Here is a 19,897-nt window from a genome sequence, read left to right as displayed (position 1 = left end):
CGTTTCAAAAGAAAGTCTAACCCGTTTTGCGATGCAGCAAACAGTAAAGTTAAGTGACATCGACTGTATGACCTATACAAGGGGCCATATCCGAACCGATTGAGAAATCAAATTTTTTACATTCCAGACGTAGTTTTTGGGCAGGTGATAAGCTATGTGTAAGAGTGGATAAAGGCAGCGTTTTATGTGTTTTTCTTTCCCATAGCGGCGCTGCCAGCGTCCCAAATTAAAGTGATAATCCGAGGTGTATGGTACCCGTCGCAAAGGCTGGTACAGGCGGTTTTGGCAAACAAAACCGACAAAAAGGGAAATACGACATGAAAGCCCGAACCGACGACCCGAAACGGGAAGTCATTGATAAAGTTGTCGAGCAAATCCACCTGCGGCTTGCAGGAGATGGGGCGAAGGATGCAGAAGCATTCGTTCGCCTTTTTTATAAGAACGTTCCGCCCGATGATATGGCAGGGCGGTCTGTGGATGCCCTCTATGGTGCGGCATTAACGCTTTATAAATTCGCCCGGAAGCGTCCGGTCGATAATGCCGCCAAAATTCGGGTTTATAATCCTGATCTGGAAGAACATGGCTGGAAGTCCGATCATACCGTGATCGAGATGATCAATGTGGATATGCCGTTTCTGGTAGACTCGGTAACCTCCGCGCTGAACGCTTTTGATGCCACCGTTCATCTGGTGATCCATCCGATTATTCGCGTGGCGCGCGACGAAAACAATGTTTTGCAGTCTGTTAGCGGTGTTGACGAGTCTGATGCGCCGCGTGAGTCTGTCATGCATGTCGAAATCGACGAGCAGACAGACGAAAAAACCCTTCAGGCGATCCATAGCCGCCTTGAAGATGTTCTGACCGACGTTGCCCTTGCGGTGCAGGACTGGCAGCCCATGATGTCACGGGTAAAGGAAGTTCTTTCCCAGATTGAACAGGCGCCAGAGGGCATTTCAGAAGACGCGGTTCAGGAAACCCGCGATTTTCTGGACTGGCTTTATAACGACCATTTCACCATCTTGGGCTATCGGGAATACAGGTTTAGCGGCGAAGGTAAAAAAGCCAAGGTTGATGTCAATACTGACAGCCAGCTTGGTGTCCTTCGCCGTGAAGGAACGCATATCTTTGATGAATTGCGCCAATTGGGCAAATTATCGCCTGAAGTGCAGGATTTTGTTACCAAACCAAACCTTTTGATGGTGACCAAGGCCAACAAGCAATCGACGGTTCACCGCGCCGTGCATTTTGATACGGTTGTCGTCAAACAGTTTGATGCGACGGGCAAGGTCATTGGCCAGCATCTGTTTGTTGGCCTGTTTACATCGGGTGCTTATAACCTCAACCCGAAACTGATCCCGCTATTGCGGATGAAACTGGCTGAAACCATCAAACGTGCCGGTTTCCCTCCCAATAGCCATGATGGCAAGGCGCTGGCCAATATTCTGGAAACTTTCCCGCGTGATGAACTTTTCCAGATCGAACTTGATGATCTTTATCACATCTGCATGGGTATTCTGCATTTGCAGGAACGCCAGCGCATTGCCCTGTTTGTGCGCCGTGATGCCTTTGAACGGTTCGTTTCCTGCCAGATTTTCTGCCCGCGCGACCGTTTCACCACCAAGTTGCGCATGAATTTCCAGCGGGTGGTAGAAGAAGCCTTTAATGGCACGGTATCGGCCCATTACACCCAGATCGGCGATTCGCCACTGGCACGCTTGCATGTGTTGGTCCGCACGACACCGGGCGAATTGCCGGAATATGACGTCCAGGACATTGAAAAACGCCTGGTCGAAGCGGCGCGCGACTGGAACGATACCATGCGTCAGGTTCTGGTGCGTGAAATGGGCGAAGAAAAAGGGCTGACGCTGTATCGGCGTTATGGTGATTCCTTTGCCACCGACTATCAGGACCGTTTTTCAGTGGAAACGGCAGTTCTTGATATTGAGCGTTTCGAAGATGTGCTGAATTCGAACGATTTGCGCGTCAATCTGTATCGGCCGATCGAAGCGGCTGAAAACGAACTGCGCTTTAAAATCTATAACCCTGCGGCACCGGTGCCTTTGTCTGATGTGTTGCCGATGCTTGAAAATATGGGGTTGAAGGTGATTACCGAAAATCCGTTTGCGGTGACCCCGCGTGACGGTTCTGTCGGTGTGCGTATTCATGATTTCGGCGTGATTGTCGATGGCCAGTTCACCCTGCATGAAGTCCGCAACAAGTTCCAGGAACTGTTCGTGCGCATGTGGCACGGCGAAGTGGAAAACGATGCCTTTAACCGGCTGGTCTTGCTGGGTGGGCTAGATTGGCGTGAAGTTGTCGTTTTGCGCAGCTACGCCCGTTATATGCGCCAGACCGGATCGGCCTTCTCGCAGGATTATCTGGCAAAAACGCTGGCGAATAATTCTTCCCTGGCCACGGCTTTGGTTGAACTGTTCAAAGCCTACTTTGATCCGGATCGCGATCCGGGGCTGGAAGCCGAAATAGAAGCCATCGAAGGCGACATCATGTCGCGCCTTGATGATGTGATGAACCCCGATGAAGACCGCATCTTGCGGGCCTTCCTTAATCTGGTGCAATCAAGCCTGCGGACCAACTATTTCCAGGTTGGTGCAGACGGCAACCCCAAACCTTACCTGTCGATCAAGTTTAATTCGGCCGAGGTCGAGGATTTGCCACTGCCGCGTCCGTGGCGCGAAGTGTTTGTCTATTCGCCCCGCGTCGAAGCGGTGCATTTGCGCGGTGGCCCGGTGGCGCGTGGCGGCATTCGCTGGTCGGACCGCCAGGAAGACTTCCGCACTGAAATTCTGGGTCTGGTCAAGGCGCAGATGGTGAAAAACGCGGTGATCGTGCCGGTGGGGTCAAAGGGCGGCTTTGTGGTCAAACGTCCGCCGGTTGATGCCTCGCGCGAGGCTTTTTTGGAAGAAGGGATCGCCTGTTACAAAACCCTGATGCGCGGCCTGCTTGATATTACCGACAATATTGTCACCGGTACGGTTGTCGCCCCGGAACGGGTCCGTCGTCTTGATGAAGACGATCCCTATCTGGTGGTCGCAGCCGACAAGGGCACGGCGACATTTTCCGATATCGCCAATGGTGTCGCCCGTGATTACGGCTTCTGGCTTGATGATGCCTTTGCCTCGGGCGGATCGCAGGGCTACGATCATAAAAAAATGGGCATTACCGCCCGTGGGGCGTGGGAATCGGTCAAACGGCATTTCCGCGAAATCGGCAAGGACATTCAGAAGGAACCCTTCACCGTTGCCGGTGTTGGCGATATGTCGGGTGATGTGTTTGGCAATGGCATGTTGCTCTCGGAACAAATCAAGCTGGTTGCCGCCTTTAATCACCTGCATATTTTTGTCGATCCCGATCCGAACCCGGCTACCGGCTTTGCTGAACGCAAACGCCTGTTTGATTTGCCGCGGTCCAACTGGGCCGATTACGACAAAAAGCTGCTTTCGAATGGCGGGGGCATTTTTGATCGTCGGGCCAAAACCCTGGACCCGTCAGCCGAAGTGCGCAAATTGTTGCATTTGGGCAATGGCAAGGTCACACCGGCCGACATGATGAAAGCCATCCTGAAAATCGATGTTGAATTGCTGTGGTTTGGCGGTATTGGCACCTATATCAAGGCGGGCAGCGAAAGCAACGCCGATGCCGGTGACCGCGCCAATGATGCCATTCGCATCAATGGCGGCGATATTCGGGCCAAAGTTGTTGGCGAAGGGGCCAATCTTGGCTGCACCCAGCGCGGGCGCATTGAATATGCCAAGGCCGGTGGCCGGATCAATACGGACGCCATCGACAATGCCGGCGGGGTGAATTGCTCGGACCACGAGGTCAATATCAAGATCTTGCTGGGCGAAGTCGTTGCCAATGGTGACATGACGGAAAAGCAGCGCAACAAGCTGCTTGAAGACATGACCGAGGAAGTTGGTGAACTGGTTCAGCGCGACAATTATGTGCAAAGCCAGGCCATTTCCAACATCTTTGCGGGGGGCGGCGAGGCCCTGGATGCCCATGTCCGCCTGATCCGCATGCTGGAACGGGAAGGCCGCCTTAATCGTGAAATTGAATTTTTGCCCGATGAAGAAGAAATCACCCGGCGGTTCAATGCCCGCGAAGGTCTGACCCGGCCTGAAATTTCGGTGCTGATGCCGTATGCCAAATTGTGGCTGTATGACGAAGTGCTGCATTCCGACCTGCCAGATGACCCGATTCTGGTCGAAGAACTCGTTCGTTATTTCCCCACACCTTTGCGCAAGAAATATACGGATGCGGTTTCGCATCATCGTTTGCGGCGTGAAATTATTGCGACTGTCGGTATTAACAGCCTGGTTAACCGTCTTGGTGGAACGTTTGTTCACGATATGATGGAAGCCACCGGTTTTTCAGCCGTGGATGTTTCACGCGGATATCTGATTTCGCGGGCGGTATTTGGCCTGCGCGATATCTGGGCGGGGATCGAAACCCTGGACAATGTCGTTGCGGCCCATGTGCAGACCGAAATGTTCAAGGATGTCGGCAAGATGGTGGAAGACGTGACATTGTGGTTCCTGCGCAATTGCGAGGAATTGAATGTCGGGTCCAAGATCGAACGGTTCCGCCCGCAGGTCATGCGCGTGATTGAGGCGTTTGACCAGATTATTCCGGGCGATGCCGCCATTCGTACCGGTTTGAAACAACGGGTCGATCACCTTAAAAAACAGGGTGTGCCCGAAGATCTGGCCAAGCGGGTGGCGGCAATGCCGCAAATGGTGGCCGTATGTGACATCGTGCGGATTGCCGAAGGTTCGGACCGGGATGTGTTGGATGTCGGGGCGACGTATTTTGCCGTCGGATCTCGTTTCCAACTGGGTGTTTTGCGGGCTGCGGCTGAAACAGTGGAGGCCGAAACCCATTGGCAAAAACTGGCACGGAATGCTGCGATTGATGATCTGTTTGGTCATCAGCGCGAATTGACCCGTGTGGTGCTGGCCGAAGACAAGAACGGTATGATCGGTGCGGATGCGGTCGAACAATGGGTTGCGGCCCATCAGCGCGGCACGCAACGTTGCGATCAGTTGATCGAAGAATTGCATGCGGCCGGCCAGATCGATCTTGCCATGATTACGGTTGCCAACCGCCAGGTCCGAGCCCTGATCGGCGGATAAGCCAGCGATTTTAGAAACGTTGCGAAAGCACAATGCGGGGGCGGCAAGGGTCGCCCCCGTTTTTTTATGGTTGTCTCAAAGCAGACTTTTGGCGGCGTTTTGGGGCGGCCTGCGACCTTCGTCACAATCGATGCGGTACTGGCTTGTGCGGTGCGTAAAATACCCTATCTTTTGGCCGAGAAGACCCCAAAGAGGAAGACCAGGATGAATTATGTTCGGACCGGATTGCTGCTCGCAGGGATCACAGCCCTTTTTGGTGTGGTCGGCATGATGATTGGCGGGCAACAAGGCATGATCATTGCCCTGTTATTCGCCGGAGGCATGAATGTTTTTGCCTATTGGAATTCTGACAGCATGGTGCTGCGGATGCGCCATGCCCGGCAGGTGGATGAAAATACGGCCCCCGAACTGGTCGGCATTGTGCGCCAACTGGCCCGGCGGGCCGATTTGCCGATGCCCAAGGTTTATATCGTCGAAAATCCGCAACCCAATGCCTTTGCCACCGGGCGCAACCCCGAACATGCGGCGGTTGCGGCGACCACCGGGTTGTTGCAATTTTTAAGTGCCAATGAAATCGCCGGGGTGATGGCCCACGAACTGGCCCACATTAAAAACCGCGATACCCTGACAATGACCATTACGGCGACCCTGGCCGGGGCGATTTCGGCATTGGCAAACTTTGCCATGTTTGCCGGAATTTTTGGCGGCCACCGCCAAAACAACAACAATCCGTTGGGTGGTTTTGGCATGATATTGGTTGCTATTCTGGCCCCGATGGGGGCAGCGCTGGTGCAAATGGCGATTTCACGAACCCGCGAATATGAAGCCGACCGGATCGGGGCAGAAATTTGCGGCCAGCCTTTGTGGTTGGCCGATGCCTTGGGGCGGTTAGACCGCGGTGTGCATGCGGTGCCCAATCTCGATGCCGAACGCAACCCGGCAACCGCGCATATGTATATTGCGAATCCGTTGTCGGGCAAGGGGATGGACAGGTTGTTTGCCACGCATCCGGCGATGGAAAATCGTATTGCCAAGTTGCGCGCAATGGCCGGGGTAACCGTTTCGCCAAACCGACCCCGTAAACGGCCCTGGGGGTAACGCTTATACGGCCATTATCTATTCTTCAGTATGGGTGATGAATATGTCACCAATAATTGACGGTCGCGCATTTGCATTTGATGATACCGCAATAAAGGGCGGCTTTTGTTATGTGCAAATTCTTTGGCCGGAAAGGGACAGGGGATGGGCGGTTTATGGTCCATACTCGGACTGGTATTCAAGTCGATTTTGGGCGTTGCCGGGGGCAGGACTGCCTCTAATGCGCCGGCAGAATATTTAACAGGCTCTGCTGGCGGGCAGAGTTGCATTTGCGGTATTGCCGGTTTTGGCAGCGACGGGCAGGACATTGCCACGACGATAAAAGACCGCCTGGCTGATTTTAGCCGGTATGAATTTTCCAGCATTTCGCAAAATATCATCATCAGTGCGGATGCTGTTGATCCGTTTCTTGCTGTACATGATGCGCAGAATCTCGCGTGGAATGCCGCGTTACGGCAAAATTGCACGGTTCTTTTGTGGGGGGCCGTTGCGTCCGACAAATCGCGATTGGATATGCGGTTTGTCAGCAAACAGGTTGCCTTTGCCCCACACGCGCTGTTTCTGGCGCAACAATATCGTTTTACCTTGCCTCTGGCCGAAGATTTCACCCAGTCGATCGGGTTGTTGTTACAAACTGAAAACCTGTATCGCGCCGATGACCCGGTTCAGCGTATCGAACGGCTTAGCGAACTGGCCAAATCACTGGAAAATCAGCAAGACCGCATCCTTAATCGCGATGTGATTGGCGAATGCGGGGACGGGATTGTCTTCTGCTTTGCGACGGCTGCTTTGGCGTTGGCTGAAAATGGTCATCGTGGTTGGTGCCAGCTTGCTTCGGATGCCCTGGAACCCATGGTTGCCAGCTGTTTTGGAATTGATAAAAATGTGGACCGCGACGGTCTGGCACGGATGATTCCGGTCGCTGGTGCCAATAGCCGTGAGCCGCTATTGCCTGATCAGATTGCCCTGCTGGCCCTTTATGGTCATTTGCTGAACTGGGCGGCGCTGGGCAGTGCCGCCAGTCGGGTGTCGATGTTGGCGGTAGAAATATGGCGCTTGTTGTATCACCGGTTTGAATATGTTGCCGGTGCCCGTGTTGCCAAGATCATTTGTCAGCTTCGTTTGGGCGAGGCCTGCTGTGTCTGCGCACGGGAAGCACAAAACCCCGATCTTGCCGCCGAGGCCTTGCATCATTTGCGGCACGCGTTGAGTGATAATGATCGCAAAGCATATCCCGTGCTATATGCCCTGACGGCCTATCACCTTGGCGATGCCTTGATCGCGCACGGCGAACTGGCGGGAACCGGGCTGTTATATGACAGCATCCTTCCGTTTTTTCAGGCAACGTTAAAGGTGTGTTCGCGCACGGAAAATTTGTATTTGTGGGGGCGGGCCATGTTCGCGCTGGCAACGGTGCAGGCAATGCAGGGGCGGGACGATGGCGATGTTGGCATTTTACGTACGGCCAAAATGAATTTTATACAGGCCCAGCAAAATCTGGAACAAGCTGGTGCCCGTTCGGCCGCGCGCACGGCAATGGGCGGACAAATGCGAATTGATGCCCAGATCGCCGAGTTACTTGGCAGCGACGGTGACGCGGCCCCGGTTAAATCTTTGCAACAACCGGTAAAGGCCTGATCACAAAACACCCCCGCAGCGGTTGCTACGGGGGTGCTGGTTTTTATGGCAATGATGCGGCCTGAAACAATATTGGGCCAGACCGCACAGAATGCCAGCCCTGTTAGTTGCGCGAACTACCGAAAAAGCGCAGCAACATGATGAACAGGTTGATGAAGTCAAGATACAGCTGCAGGGCACCAAAGATGGCCTTTTTTCCTGCGGTCGTGGCATCATCGTGTTCCCAGTAGCTTTCCTTGATGCGCTGGGTGTCATACGCGGTCAAACCGGTAAAGATCAGCACACCAGCCGCCGAAATAACAAACTGCAACATGGTGCTGCCAAGGAAGATATTTACCACGCTGGCAATGATCAGGCCGATCAGCCCCATGAACAGGAAACTGCCCCAACCAGCCAGATCTTTTTTGGTGGTGTAGCCATAAAGGCTCATGGCACCAAAAGTCCCGGCTGTAATGAAGAAGGTACGGGCAATGCTTTCACCGGTATAAACCAGGAAAATTGATGACAGCGACAGCCCCATCAATGCGGCATAGGCCCAGAACACGGCCTGTGCGGCAGGCATGCTCATTTTGTGAATGCCAAAGCTAAGAACCAAGACCAGCGCAAACGGTGCCAGCATAACGATCCAGGACAAGCCTGAACCGAACACAGCCTGCATGAAAGCAGGGCTGCTTGATGCTGCCAATGCGACGATACCAGTCAAAGCCAGCGCAGACGCCATGTAGTTATAGACGCGCAGCATATAGGTCCGAAGACCGGCATCAATATCGGCCGCCGACTGGCCAGCCGAGACAGAATAGCCGCGTCGTTGCGTTTCGAAAGCCATTGAATTCCCTCATATGATCCAGTTTGAGCAGGATTGTTCATACAATCTTACACTGTTCAAAATATGGCAGGATTTGACCGAAAAGCAACGATTGCAGGCTTTTCACGCGCATCGGGCAGCAATGGGTTGTGATTTTGTTCACAAATAAAAATGTGGCACTATAAATCTGGCGTCGAAATTCTCTTTTTGGTTGGCGTCGCGGTGGAATTCGATGATTTTCGCGGATCAGGAGATTTTCTTTATGGGATTGAAAATAAAAAGAATTTTTCAAACTAAAGGGCGATCTCATGGCATGGCGGTTATTGCCGCAGGAATCATATTTGGCAATTTTATGATCTTGTCGCCTGTTGCGCGTGCCCAGGTGAACGTTTCTCTATCAAAACAAAGTGATCAATCCTTGGGCGATTTTTGCGCCGATCCGGCTTTGGGCGCGCAGCCTTGCCCGATTCTCCCCATCGATGTTACCGAATTTGATGCCAATTTCATTTATCGTTTCGTGGGTCCCGAATCTCAACGACCGTTTGACCGGTTTTCGTGGCAAGCCTTTATCGCCATGACCTGGCCGATGGCAGAAAACGGGCACCCTGTGCCCTATGCGCAGACCTTTGATCCCGACAACACAGCGACGGTGCCCCGATGGCAGCAACTTGTGATCCGCGATCAACTGATTAGCGGCGATGACAGGGATGGCAGCACGGGGGCCTTTGCCCAAGCGGAATCAATTTGCGGCGGCGACATGCAGGCGGCATCTCAACAAACCCGTGATTCATTATTATTATATGCCTTTCGCCAGGCGACCGGTGATGTGCTGGTTGATCAGGCGGGGAATTATGTTTTGTACGAAACCCGGCTGAACGATGTTGCCGCCGATTATATTCGCGATAACCATCTGGCAACATTTGCAGGTCGTGCCAACCGGGCCAATCTGGGGCCGGAAATTTCGTTTCCTCTGCACGGGTATGTAACTGGCACAAAAGGGGGTAGTGGCGGCGTTTCTGCCACGAATACCAAAGGGGCACATATGATTGGCCCCGGTGCGACATTGTTGAAATTTGCCTGGCGGGTGCTGACCCCAAAGGATGACCCTGCCCGGTTTCTGACCCGCCGCGCCCATTTGTTTGTGCCCGCCCGCGATAGCCTGTCAGGCAAGCCTTTTTGCCGGGATGCGGTGGTTGGCTTGATCGGGATGCATCTGGTGCAACGGGTTGCCAGTGGCAATGGGGATCGTTGGATCTGGTCAACATTTGAACATGTTGCCAATGCTCCGTTGGCTGGAAATGCACGGCGACCCAACAGCTTTATTGCTAAAAAACTGTTCGCGGATGGCTGTGCCGCACCAGGCGGGCAGGACGCCGCCCCGCTGGCAATGATGACGGATGATGACGTTGCTAAATCGCAACGATTTAATCTTTTTGATCCGGCAGGGATGATGGCAGGGATTTCAGAGATGGCCGGAGGGGGCGAAAGCCTGTTGCCCATCCCGGCCATGCCTGGGGACGATGTCACAAATAAGGAATTTGCCGGGCGGGCAATGTGGGCGCAACAGCCACCCTATGCGGTGGACCGGGCCGGGCAGGCAATTGCACGGCCGCAAATTGTGCGTTGCTGGCGTGTTTTTGAAGGCACACAAAAAACCAATGACCACTGGCATCAGGCCCTGGCAGGCAGTGTGTGGGCCAATTATTTTCTGGTGGGCACACAATGGATCGGCAATGGCGGTGGTGTGCCCTTTGGCGTGGGGGAAGTGCCCCGGTTTTTAAGCAATGTGGCGCTGGAAAGTTTTATCCAGCATCAGGAAACCGGAACGTGTTTGGGATGCCATAACACCGCGCGCAGCGATGCCGGGCAGGCCTCGAATTTTACCTTTGTATTGGCGCCGGTAAACTGAGTGCCATTTTTACATTAGAAAAAACAACGGAACAGTTCTATTTCCCCGCATTCCGTCATAGGATGCGTGCCATAACAAATATTCGCTCTGACAGACCCGAAAACGGGCAAGGCGGATCAGGCAGGGAGGAAATATGCTGCCAACAGGAGATGACTGTGCGGCACTGGACCGGGATTTCACCTGGGACGTGCCGGAATTTTACAATATCGGCGTTGATGTTTGTGACAAATGGGCGAAAGACACCGCGCGCATTGCCCTGATCCATCGCCGGGCCGATGGCACCCGCCGCGATTACAGTTTTGCCCAGATGCGCCGTTTGTCAAATCGTTTCGCAAACGTATTATCGCGCCATGGGGTGGGGCGGGGCGACCGGGTGGCGATATTGCTGCCGCAATGCCCGGAAACGGCAATTTCCCATATTGCGACTTATAAGCTCGGTGCAATTGCGGTGCCGTTATTTACCCTGTTCGGGGTCGATGCTCTTGAATACCGGCTGGGCAATTGTGCTGCCCGTGCCTTGGTCACCGATATGGCCGGGGCACGCAAAATTGCCGAAATCCGCGATCTTTTGCCCGCCCTTGAACATGTTTATGTCATTGACGGCAAACCCGATGATTGCCTGGATTTCAAGGCGTTAAGTTACGAGGCCAGCGATGATTTTACCCCGGTTAAAACCCGTGCCGATGACCCGGCCCTGATCATTTATACATCGGGCACCACCGGCCAACCCAAAGGCGCGCTTCATGCGCACCGGGTGTTGCTGGGCCATTTGCCCGGTGTTGAAATGTCGCACGATATGTTTCCCCAGCCCGGTGATTTGATCTGGACGCCAGCAGACTGGGCCTGGATTGGCGGGCTGTTAGATGTGTTAATGCCCGCCTGGCATCACGGGGTGGCGGTGGTGGCCCACAGGTTTGAAAAATTCAACCCCGAGCGCGCCTTTGCCCTGATGGCCCAATATGGCGTGCGCAATGCGTTCTTGCCGCCCACAGCCCTTAAAATGATGCGGTCCGCCCCGCAAAGTGTTGTGGCACAGCATAATTGCCATTTACGCACCATTGCCAGTGGCGGTGAAACCCTGGGGGCCGAGATGCTGCAATGGGGGCGCGATACATTTGGCCTAACGATTAACGAATTTTACGGTCAGACCGAATGCAACATGATTGTCAGTTCATCATCGCGCCTTAAGGCGACATCGGCGGGCCATATGGGGCGTGCCGTGCCGGGCCATGATGTGCGGATTATTGATGAAACCGGAACCGAAATGGCCCCGGGTGAGGTTGGCATGATTGCCGTGCATCGCCCGGACCCGGTGATGTTTTTGCAATACTGGCGGAATGACGCGGCCACACAGGCCAAATTCATGGGCGACTGGATGCTGACCGGTGATTTGGGGGCCATGGGCGAGGACGGCTTTATTCGCTTTGTTGGCCGTGAAGACGACGTGATCAGTTCGGCGGGATACCGCATTGGCCCTGGCGAGATTGAAGATTGCCTGATCGCGCATCCGGCGGTGCGGATGGCCGGGGTGGTTGGCAAGGCAGACCCGGTGCGCGGGCAGATTATCAAGGCGTTTGTGGTGTTGGGTGATCAGGGGCAGCAAAGCGATGCTTTGGCGGGCGATCTTTCGGATTTTGTTCGCACCCGGCTCGGCGCGCATGAATATCCGCGTGAAATTGCCTTTATCGATGCCCTGCCGATGACGGCGACGGGCAAGGTGGTGCGTCGGGCTTTGCGTGATATGGCTTAGGGCTGACGGTGTCAACGGCACTAAAAATCAAATCGTATGCGATTTGATCGCCATTTTCCGGCTTGTGTTGGCCTTAAAACAGCAAAGCGGGCAGAACCTGTTGCCGGTTCTGCCCGCTTTTTGTGATCAGGGTTTATTCGTTGCGTAAAATCGGCGCTGCCGGGCTGCGCAGGGCCTGCCATGTGCCGATGAACCCGGCTGTTAACGTGGCGATCAATCCGATCAGGATCGGGCCAAAAATAGTCATGGGTAACAGCGTCCAGCTTGCCCCCATCACCAGCACCAGAACCGCCCACGCCGCCGCACTGCCAAACAGGGCGGCAATCAGCCCGGTTGACAGGCCCAGAATGCCGTATTCCAGCGCATAGGCGTATAAGATGTTGGCCCGTGTTGCGCCCAGCGTTTTAAGAACAACGGCATCATAAATGCGTTTGCGCCGCCCGGCGGCAACCGCACCGGCCAGCACCAGCACCCCGGCAATAATGGCGATGGAACTGGTCGCACTTAGCGCAAGGCCAATTCCGGCCAAAATCGTATTGGCCGCTTCCAGGGCTTCGCGGACGCGAATGGCGGAAACATTGGGGAAATCCTTGCCAATCATAAGGTCAACCGGTTCTTCCATGGCTGGCGGCATGTGGGCGGTGGCGATCAGGCTGTAGGGGGCCTTGTCGATCAGGCCGGGGGAAAATACCATGGCAAAATTCATGCGCAGGCTTTGCCAGTCCACGTCGCGCAGATTGGCGATTTCGGCGGTAATATCGCGGCCCAGCACATTCACGCTCAGGGTATCGCCCGGTTTCAGGTTAAAGCTGGCCCCGATATCGGCAGTTAGTGACACCAGCGGTTTGCTGGCATCGTTATAGGTTGCCGGCCACCATTTACCCTGGGTGATTTTGGTGCCCGCCGGGGCGGTTTTGGCAAAGGTTAACCCCCGGTCGCCCCGCAAAAACCAGCGATCATCGCCTGGTGGTACATCGTTGGCACTTACCCCGTTTAACGCGGTAACCCGGCCGCGCAACATTGGGGTTTGTTCAATGTTATCAACACCTTTCTGGCTACCAAGTTCGCGGCGGAACGCATCGATCTGATCAGGGCGGATATCAAGAAAGAAAAACGCCGGGGCGGATTCGGGCAAACGGTCCTGTATTTCGTGGTTCAAGTTGCCTTCGATGCTGGCAATGGTGACCAGCAATGTCAGGCCCAGCCCCAGTGATAACGTCACCGCCACCGTCGATGTGCCGGGCCGGTGCAGATTGGCCAATGCCAGGCGGGTAAAGGCGCTGCGCCCCTTTGTGAACCGTTTTGATACCGATATAACGGCGCGCCCGGCCAAGGTGAAAATGACAATGGCGGCAATGGATGCGCCGATAAAACCCAGCGCAATGGCGGTATCGGTGGAACTGGCGACCGTCAGGATCAGCAATAACACCAGCGGGACGGCCAGAACCGGCAGGTCGCGGCGGCGAATGACAGTGCCGCTTAATGCCGCACCAGAGCGAAACAGCCGGGCGGCAGGAATTTCACGCGCCCGCAACAGGGATGGCAGGGCAAAAACCAGCGTGGTTAAAATGCCAAAGGCCGTGGCAATCAAAAGCGAGGGCAGGGCAGGTGCCGCCGTTACCGCGATTGGCAATTTGTCGGCCAGAATGGGGGCAACCAGCATGGGGGCCAAGGCACCCATCATCAGGCCAATGATAATCCCTAAAACCGCAATCGTCAGGATTTGTAAAAAATAGATCCGCAAAACCAGATTATGGGTCGCGCCGATTGATTTTAACGTCGCAATCACGGACGTTTTGCTTTCGACATGGCTGCGCACGGCATTGGCAACACCAATGCCCCCCACCAGCAAGGCCGATAACCCGACCAGGGTTAAAAACAATGTCAGCCGTTCGATAAAGTTTTTCAGGCCGGGGCTGGCATTTTGGGTATCGCGTACACGCCAGCCTTCGTCGGGATAGGCATCATCCAAACGGGTGCGAAAGGCTTTGATGGTGTCGTTATTTTTCAGATCGATCAGATAATGATAATGGACAAGGCTGCCCGGCACAATCAGGCCGGTATCGGCCATGGCGGGCAAGGCGACCATCAAACGGGGACCAAAGTTTAAAAAGCCAATGGCCTTGTCGGGCTCCTTGGCGATGATGCCGCGAATTTGCACATCTGTATCGCCCAGTTTTACCGTATCGCCGACTTTGATGTTTAAGCGCTCTAACAATCCTGCTTCGGCAACGCCGCCCCAAAGACCGTTCTTTTTGGTTAAAATGCCCGCAAACGGGACATCGTTTTGCAACTGAATCTGTCCAAAAAGCGGGTATTGGTCGTCAACCGCCTTTAATTCGACCAGTCGGCGCTGGTTATTGCCATAGGCGGTGGCGCGCAAGGTGGTAATCTGTTCAACACGCGCGGCATTGTCGGCAAACCAGCTTTGCTGAGCGGGGCTGGCGGGCAGGTTGACCTGTTGAATTTCAATGTCGCCGCCCAAAAGGGCACGGCCATCGCGTTCCAGCGCGCCTAAAACCGATTGCGAAACATTTCCCACGGCGGCAATGGTGCCTACACCCAGGGCAAGGCAGGCCAGAAATATCCAGAAGCCGCGCAAACCGCCGCGCAATTCGCGACGTGCCACCCGCCCTGCCAGCCTCCACTGGTTTGGTTGCGTTGTTTTACCCCGCATTACGCACCATCCCCACCCGATACAATAACGCCATCGCGCATGGTGATGGATCGGTCGCACCGGGCGGCCAGGCCTTCGTCATGGGTAATCAAAAGCAGGGTCGATCCTTTTTTGCGAGCCAGATCAAACAGCAATTCAATAATCGTTTCGCCTGTGTGCCCGTCAAGATTGCCGGTGGGTTCGTCGGCCAGCAGCAATTCCGGATCGGTTGCCAGTGCGCGGGCCAGGGCAACACGCTGTTGTTCGCCGCCGCTGAGTTGGCCGGGATAATGGTCCAGGCGGTGGCCAAGGCCAACCGCGGTCAGTTCTTCACGCGCGCGCTCAAACGCATCGGCTCGCCCGGAAAATTCCAAAGGCAAGGCCACGTTTTCAAGCGCACTCATTGATGGCACCAGATGAAAATCCTGAAACACGATGCCGACATGATGGCGGCGAAACAGGGCCAATCCGTCTTCGCCAAGCTGGCGCAAATTATGGCCGCAAATTTCAAGGGTGCCATCTTGTGCTTGTTCCAGCCCGGCAATGACCATCAAAAGCGATGTTTTCCCCGATCCCGACGGGCCGATCAGGCTGACGCGTTCGCCTGCCTTGATCGACAAATCGATGTTTTTCAAAATATCAACAGTCCCGGCAGGGCCTTTCAGGCTGAGTTTCAGGCCCTTTACGTTTATGGGCAGGTTTGCCGGGGAAACCGCAGCTGTTTCGGGGGGGGCGGTGGTCGATGACGGGGACGGTGCAGAAGCAGAATCACGCATGAAAATTCCAGTCAGGGTTGCGCCATTGCGATTTGGTAGGCATTTGACAGGGGCAAACAGCCATTGCGATGATTAACTTTCATGCAATTTGGCGTTCAAATATGTCAAACACCCGAATATTGCGCCAGCATTACAAGAGGAAGCCAATGATTACCTTCAGAAATGTGTCAATATCCACATCGGAGCAAGGCCCGGGTGTTAACCGTTTCACTTTTGCCAATACTGATAACGGTGCCCGTTGGCAGCGGACGATCCTTTTTTATACGGCGCTGGTTTTCGTTTCGATTTGTATATTTTTATCGGCCGCCCATGCCCAAACGTCAAACGACGTCAATGCCACACCGCAAAAGCCAACCATTGTGTTGTTTGGCGATAGCCTGATTGCCGGTTATGGCTTGCCCGAACAGGATGGATTTGCCCCTAATCTGGCAGAATCCCTGAAAAATGCCGGGATGGATGCCAACGTGATCAATAGTGGCGTATCGGGTGATACGACGGCGGCGGGGCTGGCCCGGCTTGATTGGGCAATGGTTGATAAACCCGATCTGGTGGTGCTTGAACTGGGCGCAAATGATGCTTTGCGCGGTGTTGATCCGGCCCAGACCCGCAGTAACCTTGAAAAAATCATTGAAAAATTACAAACAACCCAAACCCGCATTTTGCTGGTGGGTATGATTGCGCCGCCCAATATGGGGAAGGAATACGGGGCGGAGTTTAATTCGATTTATGCCGATCTGGCGCAAAAATACCAATTGCCGCTTTATCCCTTTTTCCTTGAGGGTGTTGCCGCCGACCCCGGCCTTAACCAGGGCGACGGTATGCATCCCAATGCCAAAGGTGTCGAGATCATTGTGCAAAAAATAACCCCCGTAGTGTTAAGTGCCTTAAATTATTGATCCTTTTTTCGGCCTGATGCATTTCTTCGCACGGGTGACGTTGCCCGTCACAGCAGGGCCGCGTGGGTGATTGTGCGCTTCATGGCCGTTGAAAAATGCTTTGGGCCTGGTGCCAGCCAAGCTGTTGCGGGTTTGCCGTTATTCATTGCACTTTGAAAGGCGAGGCATCCGGGGGTGCCGATGCCACGGGGGCAAATACACAGTGCGTCAAATTCGCATGGCTGCGCAGGCACATCGCGCAGAAAATATCGTATCATTAAAGACTTGGCGCGGTATTTGGACCTGAAATGACATCAATTGGGGGCTGAATTCCACGCAGGGGCAAAAATTCGCCGTGTAAAACTGCAAATGTAGATAGAATTCGTAACGAATTGGCAATGATGGCGCCTTTTGATCCTTATGTATAGTAAGTTGAGTGCATATTTTTAATTTTATATATTATTATCAATATGTTGTGAGTTTTCTGTTGGTATATGTTTTATGGTGATTATGACAAAGTTCCCCCTAAAAGTGCTGATTCTTGCCGTTGGGCGTGCTTGTTAATACCTTGTTTACTTACGACAGTGTTCTGATCGCAAAATTCATAACTGCATTCGTGGATTTTTCTGATTTCATCCAATTCAAGGGGCCATTGTGTGTTCCAAACCTCTTAAATTAGGCCCTGAACCGAAACAAATTTCTGTTTTGGAGGCTGCGGATAGTGTCGGGTGCTGTAATTGTATAAATATTAACTAAGTGTATGAATTAATTGATTTATTTTTAGAATATTACGTTTTTTCGGTCTGGTGCCAGTTTCGTTGCATGGCTCTTGCCGGGTTTGTTAATACTTTGTTATGCATTTTCAGAATGTTCAGAATTTCCGGTATTTTCTAGATAATACATATTAATATCAGATAGTTATGGTCGTATCTGGCGCTTCGGTCGGGCAGAAGGAGCGGTTCGTTTTCGATAAAAGCGACCGTGTGATCGGCAAGTGACACGTAGTGTCTACTTTTGTAGTTGTATGGCAAAATTCCATCGCATACACTTTGCCGCGCGATTGTTAAAGCAGACGGCAGGCCGTTTTTCTGTTTCTGTCGCACAGGATCAAAGCCATTTTTGTGACAAGGGGCTTCATGGCGACGCAAACTGTAAAACAGTCCTATACCATTCCCTGTGCCAGTGTTTTTCGGGATGCCGTGCTGGATTTGGCCGCCCGCCGCGAGGTCAATGCTGCCGATCTGGCGCGTTCTGTGATGTTGATTGTGCCCCGCAACGTTATTGATGACTATGCTGACCCGGGCGATCCGCCTGCGGGGGACCGCGAAACCATTGTTTTGAAATCCGGCCCCGCCGAAGGTCGGCCATGGCGCCGTAAACCGCGCCTGCAATTGCGTTTGCCGTCGGGATACTCGGTTGTTACCGTGCGTAAGGCCTTGAAAATGGCGCTGGATTTTGAAGGCGGTGATGTGCGCATCCGGGTGGACCGCCCCGATGTTCTGGCTGCTGAACGCCGGGCCTTGCAGGAAGTTGCCGACCTTAAAAAACGCGTGATGCAGCCGCCCGCCGAACTGGTGCAATCGCGCGAAGAGGTCGAAAGGCTGCGCCAGATCGTTCATAATCTGGCCTTTGATCCGCTTGATCGCGGGGTAAGCACCTATAATGATGCCTTGCATGTGATGGGGTTTGCCCCCGGTGCCCGGCCAGATTTAAAAGCCATTCGGACAAAATACCGGGTTTTGGCCGCCATCCATCACCCTGACAGCAATTATGGGTCCCATCAGCGCATGACACAGTTAAATGCCGCGATGGAGCTGTTGCGTCGCCACGTTGGCTGATCTGCTTTTGGGGCCTTGTGATCCGATCCACGGAAGGGTTAGATTGATCCTGCGTGCGAAGAGATAACGCCGTCTGGCAGGATAACAAACAGGGTGTCATGATCATCGGAACGTGATGTAACGCCACTGTTTGGCTTTGCACGCGGTGGTCGCACCCACAAGCGGGGGAACATCATGACAGCAGAATTTATGGCGGCCCATGCCAGCGGCGAACATTGGGCGTCCATTTCGTCGGAATTGGCCGAAAAACTGGAACGTCAGGGACCAATCAGCGGCGGCCTGGCCTTTTTATATGTGTCCGAAGTGATTGCAGGCGACATGGGCAGCATGTTGACATTTCTGCGCTCTCGCCTTGGTGTTGAATTTTGGGTTGGTGCGTCCGGGGTTGGCGTTTGCGGGCCGGGGCGGGCTTATTTCGGGGTGCCCGCAGCATCGGTCATGATCGCGCCGCTTGGCGAAGACAGTTTCCATGTTTTTGATCCCCTGCGTACTGATGCCGATATTGATGACGCCGTTCTTCAGGAGGCGATTGCCCGCTTAGAACCGCTTTTTGGCCTGGTTCATGCCGATCCTGCCGTGCCCGATACCCTTAAACTTCTGCCCGAACTGGCGCGCACCGGTTCGACCTATCTGGTGGGGGGTGTCGCGTCTGGCAGTGACAAGGGGTCTGCACAAATTGCCAACAAGGTTACAGGTGGTGGTCTGTCGGGGGTTTTGTTTGCGGGCAATACGGTTGTGCAGGTCGGGCTTAGTCAGGCCTGTTCGCCCATCGGGCCTGTCCATCGGGTGACCGAGGGGCGCGGGGGCATTATTTCCCTGTTGGATGATAAACCGGCCTATCAGGTGTTTTGTGATGAAATGGCAGCCGATGAAAACGGCCTGTCGCTGGCATCTGGCGGCGGGGCGGGGGCGCAGGCGGGCACCGGGCGGTATCATCTTGCCTTTATGGTGCCAGGAACCGACACCGGCGATTTTGTTGTGCGCAACCTGATGGGGATTGATCCGCAAAATAATTTATTGGCGGTGAATGATGATGCCCAGCCCGGCGATGCCGTGCGCTTTGTCCGCCGTGACAGTGCGACCGCCGAGCAGGATTTGCGCCGGATGCTGGCCGATTTGCAGCGCCGACTGCCCGCAAGGCCGCGCGGGGCGCTTTATTGCAGTTGTGTGGCGCGCGGGCCGCATTTGTTTGGCACTGAAAACCGCGAAATGATGATCATTCAGGAAGAACTGGGCGATTTGCCCCTGACCGGTTTTTACGGGAATGGTGAAATTTGTAACGACCGTTTTTACGCCTATACGGGCGTTTTGACCCTGTTCATGTAATATCGTGATGAAATCTCATGAAAAAAACATGGTAGCGGTTTCATTGTCGTCGCGGCAGGATATATTCATCCTA

The 19,897-nt window shown here is 54.0% G+C and carries 11 protein-coding genes; 8 read left to right on the top strand and 3 right to left on the bottom strand.

The window, feature by feature from the left end; translation table 11 throughout:
• Positions 1-317 precede the first annotated feature (317 nt).
• The 3 genes from AAC086_RS07630 (at position 318) to AAC086_RS07620 (ending at position 7,889) form a co-directional block, all read left to right on the top strand.
• Positions 318-5,153, top strand: coding sequence for an NAD-glutamate dehydrogenase (locus AAC086_RS07630; RefSeq protein WP_339777241.1), 4,836 nt, complete (start codon positions 318-320; stop codon positions 5,151-5,153).
• A 204-nt stretch (positions 5,154-5,357) separates the two neighbouring features.
• On the top strand, positions 5,358-6,251 hold the full coding sequence (htpX, locus tag AAC086_RS07625; RefSeq protein ID WP_339777238.1) for a zinc metalloprotease HtpX: 894 nt from the start codon (positions 5,358-5,360) through the stop codon (positions 6,249-6,251).
• Between the two features lie 144 nt (positions 6,252-6,395).
• The gene (locus AAC086_RS07620; protein WP_339777237.1) at positions 6,396-7,889 is read left to right on the top strand and encodes a hypothetical protein; all 1,494 of its coding nucleotides are present in this window, start codon (positions 6,396-6,398) and stop codon (positions 7,887-7,889) included.
• A 103-nt stretch (positions 7,890-7,992) separates the two neighbouring features.
• Here AAC086_RS07620 and AAC086_RS07615 read toward each other — a convergent pair whose 3' ends face one another.
• On the bottom strand, positions 7,993-8,715 hold the full coding sequence (locus tag AAC086_RS07615; RefSeq protein ID WP_339777234.1) for a Bax inhibitor-1/YccA family protein: 723 nt from the start codon (positions 8,713-8,715) through the stop codon (positions 7,993-7,995).
• Positions 8,716-9,046: 331 nt separating this feature from the next.
• Between AAC086_RS07615 and AAC086_RS07610 the strand changes: the two genes are divergently transcribed.
• On the top strand, positions 9,047-10,603 hold the full coding sequence (locus AAC086_RS07610) for a hypothetical protein (RefSeq protein WP_339777231.1): 1,557 nt from the start codon (positions 9,047-9,049) through the stop codon (positions 10,601-10,603).
• A 133-nt stretch (positions 10,604-10,736) separates the two neighbouring features.
• Positions 10,737-12,353: an acyl-CoA synthetase gene (locus AAC086_RS07605; RefSeq protein WP_339777228.1), complete on the top strand. Its 1,617-nt coding sequence runs from the start codon at positions 10,737-10,739 to the stop codon at positions 12,351-12,353.
• A gap of 133 nt (positions 12,354-12,486) precedes the next feature.
• Here the strand turns inward: AAC086_RS07605 and AAC086_RS07600 are convergent, their stop codons facing one another.
• Positions 12,487-15,030 (bottom strand): FtsX-like permease family protein, encoded by a 2,544-nt coding sequence (locus AAC086_RS07600; protein WP_339777225.1) that lies wholly within the window; start codon positions 15,028-15,030, stop codon positions 12,487-12,489.
• Entirely contained in the window at positions 15,030-15,785 is a 756-nt protein-coding gene (locus AAC086_RS07595) for an ABC transporter ATP-binding protein (protein WP_339777224.1), read from the bottom strand. The genes AAC086_RS07600 and AAC086_RS07595 overlap by 1 nt, the downstream gene beginning before the upstream one ends.
• 146 nt (positions 15,786-15,931) lie before the next feature.
• Here AAC086_RS07595 and AAC086_RS07590 point away from each other — a divergent pair, with 146 nt between their 5' ends.
• From AAC086_RS07590 to AAC086_RS07580, 3 genes are all read left to right on the top strand, one after another.
• Positions 15,932-16,681: an arylesterase gene (locus AAC086_RS07590; protein ID WP_339777221.1), complete on the top strand. Its 750-nt coding sequence runs from the start codon at positions 15,932-15,934 to the stop codon at positions 16,679-16,681.
• Positions 16,682-17,796: 1,115 nt separating this feature from the next.
• Entirely contained in the window at positions 17,797-18,498 is a 702-nt protein-coding gene (locus tag AAC086_RS07585; protein WP_339777218.1) for a J domain-containing protein, read from the top strand.
• 174 nt (positions 18,499-18,672) lie between these two features.
• Positions 18,673-19,824, top strand: a complete 1,152-nt coding sequence (locus AAC086_RS07580) for an FIST C-terminal domain-containing protein (protein ID WP_339777215.1) — start codon at positions 18,673-18,675, stop codon at positions 19,822-19,824.
• Positions 19,825-19,897: the final 73 nt, after the last annotated feature.

The organism is uncultured Thalassospira sp., assembly GCF_963976115.1.
GTDB lineage: Bacteria > Pseudomonadota > Alphaproteobacteria > Rhodospirillales > Thalassospiraceae > Thalassospira.
The sequence above is the reverse complement of the archived record's forward strand: the minus strand, read 5'-3'. Positions and strand labels throughout refer to the sequence as shown.

What these genes read in the sequence shown, in the direction of transcription:
- AAC086_RS07615 (WP_339777234.1), bottom strand. Translation starts at nt 8,715, where the DNA reads ATGGCTTTCGAAACGCAACGACGCGGCTATTCTGTCTCGGCTGGCCAG.
- htpX (WP_339777238.1), top strand. Translation starts at nt 5,358, where the DNA reads ATGAATTATGTTCGGACCGGATTGCTGCTCGCAGGGATCACAGCCCTT.
- AAC086_RS07620 (WP_339777237.1), top strand. Translation starts at nt 6,396, where the DNA reads ATGGGCGGTTTATGGTCCATACTCGGACTGGTATTCAAGTCGATTTTG.
- AAC086_RS07595 (WP_339777224.1), bottom strand. Translation starts at nt 15,785, where the DNA reads ATGCGTGATTCTGCTTCTGCACCGTCCCCGTCATCGACCACCGCCCCC.
- AAC086_RS07600 (WP_339777225.1), bottom strand. Translation starts at nt 15,030, where the DNA reads ATGCGGGGTAAAACAACGCAACCAAACCAGTGGAGGCTGGCAGGGCGG.
- AAC086_RS07610 (WP_339777231.1), top strand. Translation starts at nt 9,047, where the DNA reads ATGATCTTGTCGCCTGTTGCGCGTGCCCAGGTGAACGTTTCTCTATCA.
- AAC086_RS07590 (WP_339777221.1), top strand. Translation starts at nt 15,932, where the DNA reads ATGATTACCTTCAGAAATGTGTCAATATCCACATCGGAGCAAGGCCCG.
- AAC086_RS07585 (WP_339777218.1), top strand. Translation starts at nt 17,797, where the DNA reads ATGGCGACGCAAACTGTAAAACAGTCCTATACCATTCCCTGTGCCAGT.
- AAC086_RS07605 (WP_339777228.1), top strand. Translation starts at nt 10,737, where the DNA reads ATGCTGCCAACAGGAGATGACTGTGCGGCACTGGACCGGGATTTCACC.
- AAC086_RS07630 (WP_339777241.1), top strand. Translation starts at nt 318, where the DNA reads ATGAAAGCCCGAACCGACGACCCGAAACGGGAAGTCATTGATAAAGTT.
- AAC086_RS07580 (WP_339777215.1), top strand. Translation starts at nt 18,673, where the DNA reads ATGACAGCAGAATTTATGGCGGCCCATGCCAGCGGCGAACATTGGGCG.